Annotated in this window: 15 protein-coding genes; 10 read left to right on the top strand and 5 right to left on the bottom strand. The window is 63.2% G+C overall.

Annotation, left to right across the window (positions count from 1 at the left end; translation table 11 throughout):
- The 8 genes from AC3A5O_RS13670 to AC3A5O_RS13635 all read left to right on the top strand — a co-directional run bounded on the left by AC3A5O_RS13670 (nt 1) and on the right by AC3A5O_RS13635 (nt 11652).
- Nucleotides 1-945 (top strand): DUF58 domain-containing protein, encoded by a 945-nt coding sequence (locus AC3A5O_RS13670; RefSeq protein WP_305492225.1) that lies wholly within the window; start codon nt 1-3, stop codon nt 943-945.
- Nucleotides 942-1436: a DUF4381 domain-containing protein gene (locus tag AC3A5O_RS13665; protein ID WP_305492224.1), complete on the top strand. Its 495-nt coding sequence runs from the start codon at nt 942-944 to the stop codon at nt 1434-1436. The genes AC3A5O_RS13670 and AC3A5O_RS13665 overlap by 4 nt, the downstream gene beginning before the upstream one ends.
- On the top strand, nt 1429-2508 hold the full coding sequence (locus tag AC3A5O_RS13660) for a vWA domain-containing protein (RefSeq protein WP_122566399.1): 1080 nt from the start codon (nt 1429-1431) through the stop codon (nt 2506-2508). The genes AC3A5O_RS13665 and AC3A5O_RS13660 overlap by 8 nt, the downstream gene beginning before the upstream one ends.
- On the top strand, nt 2505-4244 hold the full coding sequence (locus tag AC3A5O_RS13655; protein ID WP_487753286.1) for a VWA domain-containing protein: 1740 nt from the start codon (nt 2505-2507) through the stop codon (nt 4242-4244). The genes AC3A5O_RS13660 and AC3A5O_RS13655 overlap by 4 nt, the downstream gene beginning before the upstream one ends.
- Nucleotides 4241-5878: a BatD family protein gene (locus AC3A5O_RS13650; protein WP_305470691.1), complete on the top strand. Its 1638-nt coding sequence runs from the start codon at nt 4241-4243 to the stop codon at nt 5876-5878. The genes AC3A5O_RS13655 and AC3A5O_RS13650 overlap by 4 nt, the downstream gene beginning before the upstream one ends.
- Before the next feature lie 292 nt (nt 5879-6170).
- Nucleotides 6171-7415, top strand: coding sequence for an exonuclease SbcCD subunit D C-terminal domain-containing protein (locus tag AC3A5O_RS13645; protein WP_305470687.1), 1245 nt, complete (start codon nt 6171-6173; stop codon nt 7413-7415).
- Nucleotides 7412-11053: an AAA family ATPase gene (locus tag AC3A5O_RS13640; RefSeq protein ID WP_305470685.1), complete on the top strand. Its 3642-nt coding sequence runs from the start codon at nt 7412-7414 to the stop codon at nt 11051-11053. The genes AC3A5O_RS13645 and AC3A5O_RS13640 overlap by 4 nt, the downstream gene beginning before the upstream one ends.
- Nucleotides 11050-11652 carry a glutathione S-transferase gene (locus AC3A5O_RS13635; protein WP_305470684.1) on the top strand — a complete coding sequence of 201 codons (603 nt, stop codon included), beginning with the start codon at nt 11050-11052 and terminating at the stop codon, nt 11650-11652. The genes AC3A5O_RS13640 and AC3A5O_RS13635 overlap by 4 nt, the downstream gene beginning before the upstream one ends.
- Nucleotides 11653-11831: 179 nt before the next feature.
- On the opposite strand, the gene AC3A5O_RS13630 is transcribed toward AC3A5O_RS13635, so the two are convergent.
- The 4 genes from AC3A5O_RS13630 to AC3A5O_RS13615 all read right to left on the bottom strand — a co-directional run bounded on the left by AC3A5O_RS13630 (nt 11832) and on the right by AC3A5O_RS13615 (nt 13969).
- Nucleotides 11832-11957 carry a hypothetical protein gene (locus AC3A5O_RS13630; protein ID WP_256587218.1) on the bottom strand — a complete coding sequence of 42 codons (126 nt, stop codon included), beginning with the start codon at nt 11955-11957 and terminating at the stop codon, nt 11832-11834.
- Nucleotides 11958-12132: 175 nt separating this feature from the next.
- A complete protein-coding gene (locus tag AC3A5O_RS13625; protein WP_122566393.1) occupies nt 12133-12312 on the bottom strand; it encodes a hypothetical protein in 180 nt (59 codons plus the stop codon).
- A gap of 156 nt (nt 12313-12468) precedes the next feature.
- Nucleotides 12469-13644 (bottom strand): lactonase family protein, encoded by a 1176-nt coding sequence (locus tag AC3A5O_RS13620; protein WP_305470683.1) that lies wholly within the window; start codon nt 13642-13644, stop codon nt 12469-12471.
- Entirely contained in the window at nt 13631-13969 is a 339-nt protein-coding gene (locus AC3A5O_RS13615) for a DUF5629 family protein (protein ID WP_305470682.1), read from the bottom strand. The genes AC3A5O_RS13620 and AC3A5O_RS13615 overlap by 14 nt, the downstream gene beginning before the upstream one ends.
- A 368-nt stretch (nt 13970-14337) precedes the next feature.
- On the opposite strand from AC3A5O_RS13615, the gene AC3A5O_RS13610 reads away from it, so the two are divergent.
- Entirely contained in the window at nt 14338-15063 is a 726-nt protein-coding gene (locus tag AC3A5O_RS13610) for a CPBP family intramembrane glutamic endopeptidase (protein ID WP_305470680.1), read from the top strand.
- Between the two features lie 34 nt (nt 15064-15097).
- On the opposite strand, the gene AC3A5O_RS13605 is transcribed toward AC3A5O_RS13610, so the two are convergent.
- On the bottom strand, nt 15098-15724 hold the full coding sequence (locus AC3A5O_RS13605) for a hypothetical protein (protein WP_305470678.1): 627 nt from the start codon (nt 15722-15724) through the stop codon (nt 15098-15100).
- Nucleotides 15725-15837: 113 nt separating this feature from the next.
- On the opposite strand from AC3A5O_RS13605, the gene AC3A5O_RS13600 reads away from it, so the two are divergent.
- On the top strand, nt 15838-16215 hold the full coding sequence (locus AC3A5O_RS13600) for a hypothetical protein (RefSeq protein WP_122566389.1): 378 nt from the start codon (nt 15838-15840) through the stop codon (nt 16213-16215).
- Nucleotides 16216-16221: the final 6 nt, after the last annotated feature.

The following is a 16221-nucleotide window of genomic DNA, read 5'->3' as shown; positions in this document are numbered from 1 at the left end:
ATGAATAACCCCCTGGCGCCCGCACCGGGCATCCGCGTCAGCCTTTCGGAGCTGATCGAGATGCGCCATCGCGTGCGCGAGGTGCAACTGTTCTCGACACCGGGCCAGCGCAGCCCGCTGATCGGCTTGCATCACTCCAAGCTGCGCGGGCGCGGGGTGGATTTCGACCAGGTGCGGGTCTATCAGGCCGGCGACGACGTACGCACCATTGACTGGCGCGTCACCGCCCGGACCCAGGAGCCCCACACCAAGCTGTTCCACGAAGAGCGGGAGCGGCCGATCTTCATCATGATCGAGCAAAGCCATCGGTTGTTCTTCGGCTCGGGGCTGATGTTCAAATCGGTACTCGCCGCCCAGGCCGCCAGCCTGATCGGCTGGGCCGCGCTGGGGCATAACGACCGGGTCGGCGGCCTGGTGTTCGGCAACAACACCCATTACGAGGTCAAGCCGCGACGCAGCAAACAGAGCCTGTTGCAATTGCTCAACCGGCTGGTGCGGGTCAACCAGTCACTGCACACCGAGGGCGAGCCGGACCGCGACTCGTTCGGCATCGCCCTGCGCCGGGCCCGGGAAGTGCTGCGGCCCGGCAGCCTGGTGATCGTGATTTGCGACGAACGTGCCCTGTCCGACAGCGCCGAGCAGCAACTGAGCCTGCTGTCGCGCCATTGCGACTTGTTGCTGCTGCCGCTGTCAGACCCGCTGGATCACGCCTTGCCCGCCGCGGGCTTGCTGCGTTTCGCCCAGCGCGACGCCCAACTGGAGCTCGATACCCTGAATTTCGAACTGCGCCAGGCCTATCGCGCCCAGGCCGAGGCCCGCCAGGCGCGTTGGGAACTGCTGGCGCAGAAACTGCGAATCCTGATGATGCCCCTGAGCACCCAGGGCGACATGGTCGAGCAGTTGCGTGAATACCTGAACCCCAAGCGGGCCGGGAAAAGCCGATGAGCAGTCTCGATCAATTGCAGCCGCTGATGGCCCCACCGCCCATTGGCTTCTGGCCGCCCGCGCCGGGCTGGTGGTTGCTGCTGGTGATGTTGCCCCTGCTCGGCCTGGGGCTGTGGCAATTGCGCCGGTTCATTCCCGCCAAGCGCATCACCGACCGCAGCGAGCAGCCCCTGGACCCGGTGCGCGTGGCCGCCCTGGCCGAACTCGCCCGGCTGCCCAAGCCCTACGACGGCGCCCCGGCCGGTGCCTGGTTGCAGCAACTTAACGGGCTGCTCAAGCGCCTGTGTCGCAACCACTACCCCTACAGCCAGAGCCACACCCTCAACGGGCGCAAATGGCTGGCCTTCCTGGATAACCGTTGCCCGGCCGCCGGCCTGACACGCTGGATGGTACTGGTGGAAGGCGCCTACAAGCCCGAATGCAAGCTCGATGACAAAGCCATCGCCGGCCTGACCCAGGCGGTGGAAATCTGGATCCGCAAACATGTTTGAATTCGCCTGGCCGTGGGTGTTCGCCCTGTTGCCGCTGCCTTGGCTGATGCGCCTGGTGCTGCCGGCGGCCGACAGCGGTGAGCCGGCGCTCAAGGTCAGTTTCCTCGACGACCTGGAAGGCCTGGTGGGCCGTCGGGCCCGGGCCAATCTGCCGACCTGGCGACAACAAGCGCCCTTTATCCTGCTCTGGCTGCTGTTGCTGATCGCCGCCGCCCGGCCGCAGTGGCTGGGAGAACCGCTGCCCATTGCCGCCAGCGGTCGCGACCTGCTGGTGGCGGTGGACGTCTCGGGCTCCATGGACTTTCCCGACATGCAGTGGAAGGACGAAGAGGTCAGCCGCCTCGCGCTGGTCCAGCACATGCTCGGGGATTTTCTCGAAGGCCGCGAAGGTGACCGGGTCGGCCTGATCCTGTTCGGCAGCCAGGCCTATTTGCAGGCACCGCTGACCTTCGACCGCCGCACCGTACGTCGTTGGCTCGACGAGGCGCGCATCGGCATCGCCGGCAAGAACACCGCCATCGGCGATGCCATCGGCCTGGCCCTCAAGCGCCTGCGCCAACGTCCGGCCCACAGTCGTGTGTTGATCCTGGTCACTGATGGTGCCAACAACGGCGGCGAAATCGATCCATTGACCGCCGCGCAACTGGCCGCCGATGAGGGCGTGAAAATCTACCCGATCGGCATCGGTGCCGACCCGGAGCAAAGCGGCACCGCAGGCTTCCTCGGCGTCAACCCGAGCCTGGACCTCGACGAACCGACCCTCAAGGACATTGCCCAGGTCACGGGCGGTCGCTATTTTCGGGCCCAGGATGGTGAGCAATTGCTGGCGATCAAGACCACCCTCGACCAGCTCGAACCGGTGACCCAGCAACCGACCCAGGCGCGCCCTGCCCTGGCGCTGTATCACTGGCCCCTGGCCGTTGCGCTGCTGTTGAGCATGTTGCTGGTGGCCCGGGCGCGCTGGCCGGACAATCCGCTGCAACGCCTGCTCAACCAAGCACTGTTCCGGCCGGCCCAACACACCGAGTGGCGCCAGCGGCTCAAGCGCCTGCGCTTGCGGAGGCGTCGATGATCGCCCTCTGGCCACACTGGCTACGCCCCTGGTTCGTGTTGCTGCTGCCGTTGCTGGGCTGGTTGCTCTGGCAACTGTGGCATCGGCAGAAACGCGTGGGACGCTGGCAGATGATCCTGCCGCCGGCCTTTCATGCCGTACTGCTCAGTGGTGGCAGTGGCCGGGAAAGCCGGCTGCCGTGGATTGCCCTGGGCCTGGGCTGGCTGTTGATCGTGCTGGCGTTGCTGGGGCCGAGCTGGGCGCGGGTCGAACAGACCAGCCAGAAACCCGCCGATCCGCTGGTGGTGATACTGGAACTGACCCCGGAAATGCTCGCCACCGATGTCCCGCCCACGCGCTTGGAACAGGCCCGGCGCAAGGTGCTGGACCTGTTGCAGAACCGCAGCGATGCCCAGACCGCGATCATCGTCTATGCCGGCAGCGCCCACACGCTGGTGCCGCTGTCCGACGACCTGGCCACCAGCACCAACCTGCTCGAAGCCCTCGCGCCATCGATCATGCCCCAAAGCGGTCATCGCGCCGATCTGGCCGTTCATAAAGCCATGGCCCTGCTGGATCAAGGTGAACTCGGTCACGGTCGGATCCTGCTGATCGGTTCGTCGTTGAACGAACAGGAACGTCAAGGCATCCGCCAGGTCCTGGACGGTTCCGCCACACAATGGCTGATGCTGGGCATCGGTACCCGCGAAGGCGCACCGGTGGCCCAGGCCGATGGCAGTTACCTCAAGGATGCCCAAGGCTCGATCCTGGTGCCGCGCCTGGACAACCCGGGCCTCAAGGCCTTCGCCAACGAACTGGACGGCCGCTACCGACCGGCGCGGCTGGACGACAGCGACCTGCGCGGCCTGGGCCTGCTGGACGGTCCTCGTCACCTGCGCAGTGACGGCCAGACGTTGCGCCTGGACACCTGGGCCGACCAGGGTTATTGGCTGCTCCTGCCGTTGTTGCTGTTGGCCGCCTGCGCCGGGCGTCGAGGCTGGCTGTTCTGCCTGCCGCTGCTGTTCGTCTTGCCGCAAACCGGCCATGCCTTCGAATTCCAGGACCTGTGGTTGCGCCCCGACCAACAGGGCCAGCACTTGCTCAAGCAGAAGCGCCCCGCCGAAGCCGCCGTCCACTTCGAAGACAGCCAATGGCAAGGCGTCGCCCTGTACGAAGCCGGCCAATACGGCGAAGCCGCCCAGCGTTTCGCCGAAGGCAACGACGCCCGTGCCCACTACAATCGTGGCAATGCCCTGGCCCGGAGCGGTGAGCTGGAAGCCGCACTCGATGCCTATGAACAAGCCCTGGAATTACAACCCGACCTGCGCCCGGCCCAGACCAACAAGGCCCTGGTACAGAACCTGCTGAAGGAACAGGCACCACCGACGACGCCAGAGCCCAAGCCTGTCGAAAGCGAGGAAGCGGGCCCTGCCGAGCAAACGCCGGATAGCACTTCGACGAGTCAAACTTCCGAAGCGGGTCAACCTTCCACCGAGGCCACCACGACGCCGGACCAATCCCAGCCTCCACGGACGGCACAAGCGCCCACCGCCCAGGATGTGCCGGGCAGCGAGCTGCCTGACGAGCAGACCACCAGGCCGCCGCTGCGTCCCGCCGCCGGCCAGCGCAATGAAGAAGAACAACGCCAGGCCATGGAACAATGGTTGCGCCAGATCCCGGACAATCCCGGCGAGCTGCTCAGGCGTAAATTCTGGTATGAACAGCAAAGCCATCAGGCCCAGGGAAAAACCCCATGACCCGCTTCACCGCCTACCTCCTCGTCTTGCTGCTCTGGGCCTCTGGAACCCAGGCTGCACAGCTGACGGCCAGTGTGGACCGCAGCCGCCTGAACTCCGGGGAAACGGTGGAACTGACCCTGGAATCCAATGACGCCACGTTGTTCGGCAAACCCGACCTGGGCCCGCTCCAGGCCTTGTTCGATGTGCGCGGCACCCGCCAGGTCAACCAGCTGACCACCCTCGACGGCGAGAACCGCGCCACCACCCGCTGGATCGTCACCCTACTGCCGCGTCGAAGCGGCACCGTGGTCATTCCTCCACTGCAACTGGGCGAGGTGAGCAGCCAGCCCATCACCCTGCAAGTCATCGAAAGCGAAACCCGCAATGCCTCGGGGACCTTGGCGCCTGTGTTCATCGAAGCCAGCCTCGACCAGCGCGACGTGTACGTGCAGGCCCAGGCGATCCTGACCCTGCGCATCTACCATTCGGTGTCGCTGTACGACGACAGTAGCCTGACGCCGCTGCACATCCCCGATGCCCGCACCGAACAACTGGGGGAATCGCGCACCTATGAAAAGGTCATCAACGATGTGCGCCACGGCGTGATCGAACTGCGTTATGGCATCTACCCGCAGCGCAGCGGCGAGTTGACGATCCCGGCCCAGACCTTCAGCGCTACCCTGGTCGAACCGGTGACCCAGGACGCCGCACCTTCAGGTCCCAAGCCCGGCCAATTGATGCGGGTCAGTTCCGAGCTACTGCAACTGAGCGTCAAGCCCAAGCCCGCCAGCTACCCGGCCGACGTGCCTTGGTTGCCGGCACGCAGCCTGTCCTTGAGCGAAAGCTGGAGCCCGGAACCGACCCACAGCCAGGTCGGCGACTCCCTGACCCGCAGCCTGACCCTGGAAGCCGAAGGCCTGGCCAGCGCCCAGTTGCCACCGCTGCCAGCCACCGAGATCAATGGCCTGCGGCGTTATCCGGACCAGCCGGTACTCAGCAGCCGCAGCAGTGAACGCGGGTTGGTGGGCAGTCGCGAAGACCGCGAGGCGCTGGTGCCCAACCGCAGCGGCACCATCGAGCTGCCTCCGGTGGAAGTGGTCTGGTGGAACACTCTGGAAGATCATCTGGATCGCACCAGCCTCCCGGCGCGAACCCTGCAAGTGGCGAACAATCCGAGCCTGATGGTGGATACGCCCGCCGGCACGGCGCAGATCGTCACGACCGTCGAGAGCGACAGCCTGTGGTATTGGCAATTGAGCAGCCTGATCCTGGCCTGCACCACGCTGCTCGGCTTTGGCCTGTGGTGGCGAGCCCGCTCGCAGCCCGCCGTCCTGCGCGCGACCCAGGCCGGGCCAAGCCCGCGCACCCTGCTGGATGATCTCAAGCGCACCTGCCTGGCCAACGACCCCCACGCCACTCGCCAGGCCCTGGACGCCTGGGCCCGCCAGCAACCGGAGACCCTGGCCGACATGGCGGCGCGCTTCGTGCCGCTGTCCGACGCCTTGGACGGCCTCAACGGCGCGCTCTACAGCGAGACCGGCCAGCATTGGCAGGGTGAAGACCTGTGGCGGGCCATTCGCACCATCCCGCCCACCGAAGGGGCGCTGGATTCGGCGGGTGATTCGGGATTGCCGCCGCTTTATCCTAAATAAACCGCTCTTTTTTGTAGCTTTTGAGCTTTTGAGCTTTTGAGCTTTTGAGCTTTTGAGCTTTTGAGCTTTTGAGCTTTTGTGGCGAGGGAGCTTGCTCCCGCTCGATTGCGCAGCAATCGCAAAACAAGGGCCGCTGCGCAGCCCAGCGGGAGCAAGCTCCCTCGCCACAGGATCGCGCTGCAGCAGATACCTCGAAGTTGAACAAGTCCTCCCCCCAGTTTCCCAGTAAACTCTGCTTCTTTTAGCCGCCCCCCTCTTCACCGCGGCCATTATCTGTTTTCTGGAGTTTGCCTTGCGTCTGTTTCACACCTCCGACTGGCACCTGGGACAAAACCTGCACGGTCAGGAACGCGATTTCGAACACGCCTGTTTCCTCGACTGGCTGCTGCGTCAGCTGACCCACGAAAAACCCGACGTGCTGTTGATCGCCGGCGACATCTTCGACACCGTCAACCCGCCGGTCAAAGCCCAGGAGCGGCTCTACGATTTCATCGTCAGCGCCCATGAACAAAACGCCAACCTGACCATCGTGATGATCGCCGGCAACCACGACTCCGGCTCGCGTATCGAATTGCCTGCGCCGCTGATGCGACGCTTGCGCACCCACGCCCTGGGCCGGGTGTTGTGGCTGGACGACGGCCAATTGGATGTCGAGCGCCTGTTGCTGCCGTTGCCCGATGCCAAGGGCAAGGTCAAGGCGTGGTGCCTGGCCCTGCCGTTCCTGCGCCCCGCCGAAGTCACCGGCGCGCAACTGGGCGACGACTACCTGCGGGGTATCGGCCAGGTGCATGAGTGGCTGATCGCCGCGGCCAACAGCAAGCGCAAGAAAGGCCAGGCGCTGATCGCCATCAGCCATGCGCATATGGCCGGCGGTTCGGTGTCCGAGGATTCCGAACGCAGCCTGATCATCGGCAACGCCGAGGCCCTGCCCGCCAGCCTGTTCGGCCCGAGCATCAGCTACGTCGCCCTCGGTCACTTGCACAAGCCGCAGAAGGTCAACGGTGAAGAGCGCATCCGCTACAGCGGCTCGCCGATCCCGCTGTCATTCTCGGAGATTGGTTACCAGCATCAGATCCTCGACATCACCCTGGACGGCGAGACCCTGGTCAAGGTCGAACCCCGCCTGATTCCCCGGGCCGTCAACCTGCAACGCCTGGGCCCGGCGCCCCTGGCCGATATCCTGGGGCAACTCAAGGACCTGCCCGACATCGACCTGCTGGCCGACGTCCAGCGCCAACCCTGGCTGGAAGTACGGGTGCGCCTCGACGAACCGCAGCCCGACCTGCGCCACCAGGTTGAAACCGCGCTGCAAGGCAAGGCCGTGCGCCTGGTACGGATCGCCGCCGAGTACGCCGGAAACGGTGGCGCCGGCAGTGCCGATGACGGCAGCGCGCTGGTGGAACTGGATCAACTCAGCCCGCAGGAACTGTTCAGCCGCGCCTGGCAGGACACCTACGGCAACGAAGTGGACGCACAGACCCTCAAGGACTTTGCCGTGCTGTTGCAAGACGTGCAGATGGAGAACGAGCAGCCATGAAGATTCTCGCCATCCGCCTGAAGAACCTGGCGTCCCTGGCCGGGCCGTTTGAAATTGATTTCACCGCCGAACCCTTGGCCAGTGCCGGCCTGTTCGCCATCACCGGTCCCACTGGCGCCGGCAAGAGCACGCTGCTCGACGCCTTGTGCCTGGCGCTGTTCGGCGCCGTGCCGCGCCTCAACAACACCGGTCGCGATGCGAAGGTGCCGGACGTCGATGGTGAGATTGCCACGGGCGATCCGCGCACGCTGTTGCGCCGTGGCACCGGCGATGGCTTTGCCGAAGTGGATTTTCGCGGCATCGACGGGCGCCGCTACCGGGCCCGCTGGGAAGCCAATCGCGCCCGGGAAAAGGCCGGCGGCAAGTTGCAAGCCAGCCGCCAGAGCCTGCGGGACCTGGACAACGATCAACTGCTGGCGAGCCAGAAAGGCGAATACAAGACCCAGCTCGAAGCCGCCCTGGGCCTGAATTTCGAGCAGTTCACCCGCGCCGTGTTGCTGGCCCAGAGCGAGTTCAGCGCGTTCCTCAAGGCCGATGACAACGACCGCAGCGAACTGCTGGAAAAACTCACCGACACCGCCCTGTATACCCGCCTCGGCCGCCGTGCCTTCGACAAGGCCAAGCAAGCCAAGGACAGCCACCGGCAGTTGCAGGACCAGGCCACCGGTGTCACGCCTTTGGCCCCCGAGGCCCGGGCCGAGCTCGACCAGCGCTTCAACGACGCCCAGCAACAACTCAAGACCCAACAGGCGCAACTCAAGCAACTGGAGCAGCAACACACCTGGCTGCGCGACCTGCGCCAGTTGCAGGACGCACACACCAGCGCCGCCGAACAGTTGCAACAGGCCCAGGCCGATTGGAACGCCCTGGCCGACGAACGCCTGAAACTGACCCGCCTGGAACAACTGGCGCCCCAACGCCATCAGTTCATCCGCCAGACGGAGTTGAGCCGGCAACTCGACCCTTTGGCCGCGCAGATCCAGCAGCTCACCCAGCAGCAAATCGACCTGCACCAACAGCAAGCCGAACTGGAAACAGGCCTGGGCGTCACGCAACTGGCACTGGCTGAGGCTCGACAACAAAGCAGCGACAGCGCGCCGTTATTGCGCCAGGCTTTTGAAGAGCAAAGCACCCTCGCCCGCCTTGTCAGGGACGCCAGCCAGTCCGCCGAGCGCCAGGAACAGGCGCAACAGGCCTGCAGCGAAGGCCAGCGAGCCATCGACACCTTGCTCGATCAGCAAAAACAGGTGGTCGAGCGCTTGCAGCGAATCGCCGGCGAACTTGAACAAAGCACGCACCTGGCACCGCTGAGCGACGCCTGGAACGCCTATCGCGACCGCCTCCAACAACTGATGCTGATCGGCAATCGCCTGAACCAGGGCCAGGCCGAACTCGCCACGCTGGAACAAGGTGCCGCCCGTGCCGCCGAGGAATTGGCCAACCGCCGGCAAGACCTCGAGGTGCTGTACAAGGAAGCCGGCGCCGAACCCGAGGCCGTGGCCGAACAAATCCAATTGCTCGGAACCCTGCTGCAAGACAACCGCAAGCAACTGCGCGCCTTCGAAGACCTGACCCGGCTGTGGGCCAGTCAGCAAGAGCTGGACAAACGGGGGGCCGAGCTTGAGCAACGCCAACAACAAGCGTTGCAGGAGCGTGACCGCCTGGTGCGTGAGGGCGGCGAAGCCAAGGCCGAACTGACCCTCGCCGAACAGACCCTGACCGTGACCCGCGCACTGCTGGAACGCCAGCGCCTGGCCCGCAGCGAAAGCGTCGAACAGCTGCGCGCACAGTTGCAGGACGAGCAGCCCTGCCCGGTGTGTGGCAGCGTCGAGCATCCTTATCATCAGCCCGAAGCCCTGCTGGAAAACCTCGGGCGCTTCGATGAAACCGAAGAGGCCAACGCCCGCAAAGCCGTCGAGCAGCTCAATGAAAAAGTCATCGACCTGCGGGCGCAGTACAGCGGGGTCATCGCCCAGCTCAAGGAACTCAAACAGCAACAGGAACAGCTCGCCAGCCAGCAACAAGGCCTGGCACCCAGCCTGGAAGCTCACCCGCTGTCGGCGCAACTGCTGGCCCAGGACTCGAACAAGCGTGACGCCTGGCTGACCCAACAGAACAGCCAATTGCACCTGCGCATCAGCCAGGACGAACAACGGCAAGCCGCCCTGCTGACTTTGCAGCAGGACGTCGCACGCATGGGCCAGCGCCTGCGCGAAGCCGAAGCCACCAGCCAGCAGGCCTCACAGCACCTGGGCAACCAGCAGCAAGAACTGGCCCGCGATCGTCAGCGCCTGGACGAGGAATTGAACCACTTCAGCACCCTGCTGCCGGCCGACACCTTGCAGGCCTTGCGCAGCGAGCCCGCCGCGACCTTCTTGCAACTGGACCAGCAGATCGCCCAGCGCCTGGAGCAATTGGAGCAGCAGCGCGACGAACTGAGCGAACAACTCCAGCGCCAGCAGACCCTGGAGAAAGAACAGGACCGCCAGCAGACCCGCATTCAGCAACTGGAAGCGTCCCGCCTGCAATTCAACGCCCTGAGCGAGCAACAGCAGGCCTGCCAGGAGAAACTCGCGCAACTGCTCGGCGAACACCCCAGTGCCGAACACTGGCAGCACCAACTCGACCAGCGCCTGGAACAGACCCGGGAGGCCGAGGCGACGGCCAACCAGCAGTTGCAGCAAGTGCGCAACAACCTTGTGCAATTGGCCGCCGAACTCAAGGCCCGCCAGGAGCAGGCGCAAACCCTGGACCACGAACTTCAGGCGCTGGCCACGGGTATCGCGCAGTGGCGCGCCGGCCACCCTGAACTGGACGATGCCGCCCTTGAGGCCCTGCTCAGCCTGGACGAGCAACACGTCGGCCAGTTGCGCCAGCGCTTGCTCAACAGCGAAAAAGCCATCGAACAGGCCCGCGTATTGCTCACCGAACGCGAGCAGCGCCTGCACAACCACCAGGCCCAGCACAACGGCAACCTGGCGCCCGAGCAACTGGCCGAAGCCCTCGTCGAACTGCAAACTCAATTCGCCGCCAGCGAACAGCGTTGCGCCGAACTGCGCGCCGAACAGGCCGAGGACCAGCGCCGACAGAACGCCAATCAGGCCCTGGCCCGGCAGATCGAACAGGCCTACGCCGAGTACCAGCGCTGGGCGCGCCTCGATGCCCTGATCGGCTCGGCCACCGGTGACCGCTTCCGCAAGTTGGCCCAGGCCTACAACCTCGACTTGCTGGTGCATCACGCCAATGCCCAACTGCGACAACTGGTGCGCCGGTACCGGCTCAAGCGCGGCGGCAGCATGCTCGGGTTGCTGGTGATGGACACGGAAATGGGCGATGAACTGCGCTCGGTGCATTCGTTGTCCGGCGGCGAAACCTTTCTGGTCTCCCTCGCCCTGGCCTTGGGCCTGGCCTCGATGGCCTCCAGCACATTGAAGATCGAATCGCTGTTCATCGACGAAGGCTTCGGTAGCCTCGACCCTGAATCGCTGCAACTGGCGATGGACGCCCTCGACGGCTTGCAGGCCCAGGGCCGCAAGGTCGCGGTGATTTCCCACGTGCAGGAAATGCACGAGCGGATCCCGGTGCAGATCCAGGTGCGGCGCCAAGGCAACGGGTTGAGTACGGTGGAGGTGAAATGAGCCGCGCCACGCTCTATTCCTTCCGCCGCTGCCCCTATGCGATGCGCGCGCGTATGGCATTGCGTTACAGCGCGGTCGACGTGGGGATTGTCGAAGTCAGCCTGAAGGCCAAGCCAGCCGAGATGCTCGCCCTCTCCAGCAAAGGCACGGTGCCGGTGCTGCAGGTCGATGGCCGGGTGATCGATGAAAGCCTGGAGATCATGAACTGGGCCTTGGCCCAGCACGATCCGCAAGACTGGAGGCTACGGGACGATGCCGACGGCCAGGCGTTGACGGCGGCGTTGATCGAGGAAAACGACCAGGTGTTCAAACTGCACTTGAATCGCTACAAATACCCCGAACGCCACCCCGAGTACCCGAAGGAGCGTTACCGCCACGAGGGTGAGGCCTTTCTACGCCGCCTGGAGGCATTGCTTGAGACCCGGCCGTTTCTGGTGGCGGAGCACCAGAGCTTGGCCGATGCGGCGCTGATGCCATTCGTGCGGCAGTTCGCCCATGTCGACCGCGACTGGTTTGCCCAGGCGCCCTATCCCCGGCTGCAGGATTGGTTGCAGAGGTATCTGGAGTCCGAGTTGTTCGTGGCGATCATGGTCAAGTAACTGCTTGCACAAAGCCCTGTGGCGAGGGGATTTATCCCCGTTGGGCTGCGCAGCGGCCCCAAAGCTACCAACCCGGTGTGTCAGGTTGATCAGGTTGCCATTTGAGGGGCTGCTTCGCAGCCCAGCGGGGATAAATCCCCTCGCCACAAAAGCATCATGCAGCCCCGTTACTGAATCAATCAGTCGCTCAGCAAACTCAATAATCGCTCACGCGCCACTTCCAACTCGCCCGCATCCGGTTGGGCCGCCGAAACAATCGGCGTGGAATAGAGAAACAGCAGCATCACTGCCAAACGCATCGCCATGGTGTCGATCCTTATCTGCGAAGGAGTCAATTTATCAGCGTCAAATTTAAACACATGGCCAAGTGATATTACAGCAGGATTTCTTCAGAAACGGCGAAGCCTGCGATCTTTTCTCTTTCACCCGATGTTCAGGTGAAGATGAAAAGATCGCAGGCTTCAGTCGTTGCACAAGATTTCAGTGTTGATTCTTGTGGTCCAGCGCCGCATAGAAGTTGGCGCTTTGTTGCAGGTATTTCTCGGTGTAGCTGTGGGTGCGGTTTTTCTTGTCGCTGATCTCGACGCTGGCACTGGCGGGCAGCGCCACGGTGGCAGAGATGGCGGAAGCGGCGATCACGGAGAAGAGATTCAGATTCATGGCGGTAGACCTCGGATTCAGTTGGCTGACTTGCCCGGTTGGGCCGTGGAGCAAACTTACGCGCCGAGGCGTCTCGCCTTGAAATGCTTTGTAATACTAGCGACTATCAGTCTCGTTGATACAACGGTGCAGGCCCCGAAAACCGGGGCCTGCGGTCTATTGACGGACGATGAACTTCAGGTCGCTCGGCGCCTCCATCGGCATTTTCTGCACGGTTTTACCCAGCAGGCCGGTCTTCGGATCACGCTCGACCACCACGATCTGGTTGCTCTTCTGGTTGGCAATCAACAGGAATTTCCCGCTCGGATCGAGGCTGAACTCCCGCGGATGATCGCCTTCCACCGAGCGCCGCTGCAGCTCCTTGAGCGTGCCGGCGGCCGGGTCGATGGCGAACACCAGCACTTCGTTGGTGGTGCCACGGTTGCTGACGTAGAGGAACTTGCCATCCCTGGAAGCATGCAACGCAGCCGCCGCCCTGCCCGGCTGGGGTTTGCCGGCGGCCAGGTCGACCAGTTGGCGCTGGGTCAGGCGACCGTCCTGGTAATCGAACACCGCCACTTGCGCGCTCATTTCCATGGTCAGCCAGGCGTGCTTGCCGTCAGCGCTGAACAGCAGGTGACGCGGGCCGCTGCCAGGTGGCAACTGCACGAAGGCCGGATCGGCGGCGGTCAGTGGCAGCTCGGGATTGGCCTTGGGGTCGTAGCGGTAGATGAACACCTTGTCCGCCCCCAGGTCGTTGGCGAACACGTACCTGCCATCGGGCGACGACACCGCCGCGTGCACGTGGGCCGACATCTGCCGCTCGGGGTTGACCCGGCTCGGCTGATGACTGCTCAATTGCACCACCGGCGACAGCGTGCCGTCAGCGCCCACCGGCAACACCGCCAGGGTGCCGCCCGGGTCTTCCACCACCGAATAGTTGCTGACCAGCAAATGCCGGCCATCGCCGCTGAGGCTGGAGTGGGTCGGCTCGTTGCCCAGGGATTGCACCTGATTGATCAGGCTGATGGCATGGGTCTTCGGGTCGATGGTGTAGCTGCTGACCTTGCCCACCGGGTCTTTCTGGCCCGGTCCGTTTTCGTTGACCACGAACAGCCGGGTCATGTCCTTGGAAAGGGTCAGCCATGAAGGGTTGTCAGTCTTGATCACTTGCAACGGGTTCGCGTCGATCTGGCCGGTACGGCTGTCGAACTGCAACCGGTAGATACCTTGGCTCTGCCCGGCAGTGTAGGACCCCACCAGCAGTTGATGACGTTCTTCGGTGTCCGCCTGGACGCCCATGGCCCCCAGGCTTCCGGCCATCAACAGCGGCCAGAGACTACGCACTTTCATCTTCGTCGTCCTCATCGTCGTGACCGCCGAATGCCTTTATGCACTCCAGATGGTGATCACCCGAATCACTGGTGATGACCCAGTGATTGCAGGTTGTATCGAAGGTCGCGGCCTGCATCTGCGCCGGTGTGAAACGCCAATGCTCGCGGGTACGACCGTTCATGCACTCGACGTGCAGTTGATCCTGCTCGTCGAGGGAAAAATCGAACGCATGCAGCTTGTCAATGATCAGCATGTCGCAGGTTTCAAGGGTATCGAGCAGGGTGTCGGTTACGGCAGTCATGGTGATCAGTCGGTCATTGGGAAAGTTGCCATGATAACCCAATGTGGGAGTGGGCCTTGGGCCATAAGGTTCGAAAGCGTTTTCGACGGGTAGATCGCCATCGCGAGCAAGCGCTCCCACAGGGGTTCTGTATTGAACATGAATGTTGCGTCTGCCGACGATCAAATGTGGGAGCGAGCTTGCTCGCGATAGCGGTGGAGCAGTGGCGCGGGAACCTGTTCCTTACCCCACAAGTTCGACGTAGTGAGACTCCCCACCTCCAGTCGCGCCAGACAACCTTGATAACCCCCTCCTGCAAGCACCGAGTCGCAGGGCCAATTGCGTACCTCTCCACAAAGCCGGTAGGAACTCATCCCAGACGATCAAAACACTGGCATCATGCCCTTTTTCCTTGCACTCATGGAGTGACTGTGACGAATCTAAGTGCCGCCCCTGAGTTTGCACCCGCTTCCACTTTATCGCCCTACCGCTTCTTTCCCCGGCTCGGGATGTTTGTGCTGGCCACCCTGATCGTCTTCCTGGCCGCGATGCCCGAGGTCCTTTTCGTCCCCGCGGACATGCAGACCTACCTGACGTTCACGACCACCTCGGGCATCACCGCGCTCGTTCTCCTCGCCCACTTCGCCTTGCAATACCGCGCCGATTCGCGCACGCAGTGGCGCGGCCATGCCATTCGCAAACCCCTGCAGTGGGGGGCGATCAGCATTATCGGGACCTACCTGCTTTTTGGGGTCGCCGTCTTCGTGCTCGGGCTGCCGCGTGAGGTGTTCATGGCCGAGCTCCTGGACGGGCTCAACAGTTGGCAGGCCGCGATCAAGATTGCCTCGCTGATCGTGCTGCCGCCCATCGCCGAAGAGCTGTTCTTCCGCCATTACATGCTCCGGCTGTTTCCCTACGAGAACAGCCGTGCCTGGACATGGATCGCGATCATCGTGACCTCAGCCATCTTCGCCGGCATGCACATCCAATACGGGAATTGGATAACGGTCGTGCTGATCTTCGCCTGTGGCGGCGTGTTCGCCGTTGCCAGGGTGGTCAGCGGTGGCCTGCTGGTGCCGGTGCTCCTGCATTCGCTGGCCGAAGTTGTCGCACTGACCACGGACAAGTCTTTCTCGTTGATGGGGCTTTACGGTTGAGCGAGCAGTGCCAGGCCAGCGACCCTCTACGGCTTCACGGCGCCTGAACCTCGGCGTGCGGCAGAGGGATCTCACCTATCTGCGGGTAGTGCATGGTCAGGACCGCCCACCTCAAGCCCTCCACGCCTGGCACGGTGCCCGATGCCTTGGATGAATGCTCGACGTAGCCGGCATATTCCTCAATGTACTGGAGGTGCTTTTCCCAGCGCGCCTGGTCAAAGTTCACACCAAAGATAATGACGCTGCCCGTTGCTACCTTTTCCGCCTGGGATTTCAGCCGGGTCATGTACCAATAATCTTTGGCGGCACTTTCAAACATCTTGCCCTGGTTGGCATTGGCGAAAGGTGTCTTGAGTTCAATGAAGTGAAAGCGCTTTTCATCCTGGTCGCGAATCCACAAATCGCATTGTTTGGTGAGGATGTCCATCTGCGACCAACGCTGATCGAGCGCCACCTTGTACTCGACGCCAACGTCCGCCAGCTCACGGTCGGAACCACGAAGTCGACGGGCGTGGATCAGCCAGAAATAAAACTCGAACTTCAGCCAGCCCTCGAAACCGTTGGCCAGGGCACTGATGGAGGACGGCAGGTATTTGCGGTCCTCTTCCCACGATTGCATGAATTCACAGAACGCTGACGCGACGTTTGGGATGCCGGGCATGGATCACTTCCTTGTAATGGCCTAAAGACTGTAGGCATAGTGCCACCACCCTGCCGAGGGCCACAATACCAAGCTATGATTCGCCAACGTCAGCACTTCAAACAAGGTCAACCATGAACACCCACACAGCCTGTCTCGGACTGCTTGCCTTGACGCTCTCCTTCATGGGCGAGCCCGTCCAGGCCTCAACGTGGCAGATCTGCCAGATGGAGCTGCGCATCGTCGAGGTGCTGAAACAACCCTATCCTCAGCTTCAGGCGCAGGTGATGAAAGTCAGGCCGAAGACCTCTTCGGTGGAGTGTCCGGCGCAAGGCTCGTTACTCACCTTCACTCCGGAAACCCCGGACTACCAAGCCACGCTCCCTCGCCGCCAATGGCCCGGGAAAGGACAGTCGGTACAGGTCGACTACCGTTACCTGGATGGCGTCTGTAAGGGCGACGGCAACTCGTATGCGTGTCGTATCAAGCATTACCCGGTGGTGAGTCGGTAAGCAGCC

The sequence above is a fragment of the Pseudomonas sp. Soil_N_39 genome (assembly GCF_057655955.1).
The sequence above is the reverse complement of the archived record's forward strand: the minus strand, read 5'-3'. Positions and strand labels throughout refer to the sequence as shown.

Coding starts and splice junctions, on each gene's coding strand:
- AC3A5O_RS13660 (WP_122566399.1), top strand. CDS start 1,429: ATGTTTGAATTCGCCTGGCCGTGGGTGTTCGCCCTGTTGCCGCTGCCT.
- AC3A5O_RS13670 (WP_305492225.1), top strand. CDS start 1: ATGAATAACCCCCTGGCGCCCGCACCGGGCATCCGCGTCAGCCTTTCG.
- AC3A5O_RS13655 (WP_487753286.1), top strand. CDS start 2,505: ATGATCGCCCTCTGGCCACACTGGCTACGCCCCTGGTTCGTGTTGCTG.
- AC3A5O_RS13600 (WP_122566389.1), top strand. CDS start 15,838: ATGAACACCCACACAGCCTGTCTCGGACTGCTTGCCTTGACGCTCTCC.
- AC3A5O_RS13665 (WP_305492224.1), top strand. CDS start 942: ATGAGCAGTCTCGATCAATTGCAGCCGCTGATGGCCCCACCGCCCATT.
- AC3A5O_RS13635 (WP_305470684.1), top strand. CDS start 11,050: ATGAGCCGCGCCACGCTCTATTCCTTCCGCCGCTGCCCCTATGCGATG.
- AC3A5O_RS13620 (WP_305470683.1), bottom strand. CDS start 13,644: ATGAAAGTGCGTAGTCTCTGGCCGCTGTTGATGGCCGGAAGCCTGGGG.
- AC3A5O_RS13640 (WP_305470685.1), top strand. CDS start 7,412: ATGAAGATTCTCGCCATCCGCCTGAAGAACCTGGCGTCCCTGGCCGGG.
- AC3A5O_RS13650 (WP_305470691.1), top strand. CDS start 4,241: ATGACCCGCTTCACCGCCTACCTCCTCGTCTTGCTGCTCTGGGCCTCT.
- AC3A5O_RS13605 (WP_305470678.1), bottom strand. CDS start 15,724: ATGCCCGGCATCCCAAACGTCGCGTCAGCGTTCTGTGAATTCATGCAA.
- AC3A5O_RS13625 (WP_122566393.1), bottom strand. CDS start 12,312: ATGAATCTGAATCTCTTCTCCGTGATCGCCGCTTCCGCCATCTCTGCC.
- AC3A5O_RS13630 (WP_256587218.1), bottom strand. CDS start 11,957: ATGGCGATGCGTTTGGCAGTGATGCTGCTGTTTCTCTATTCCACGCCG.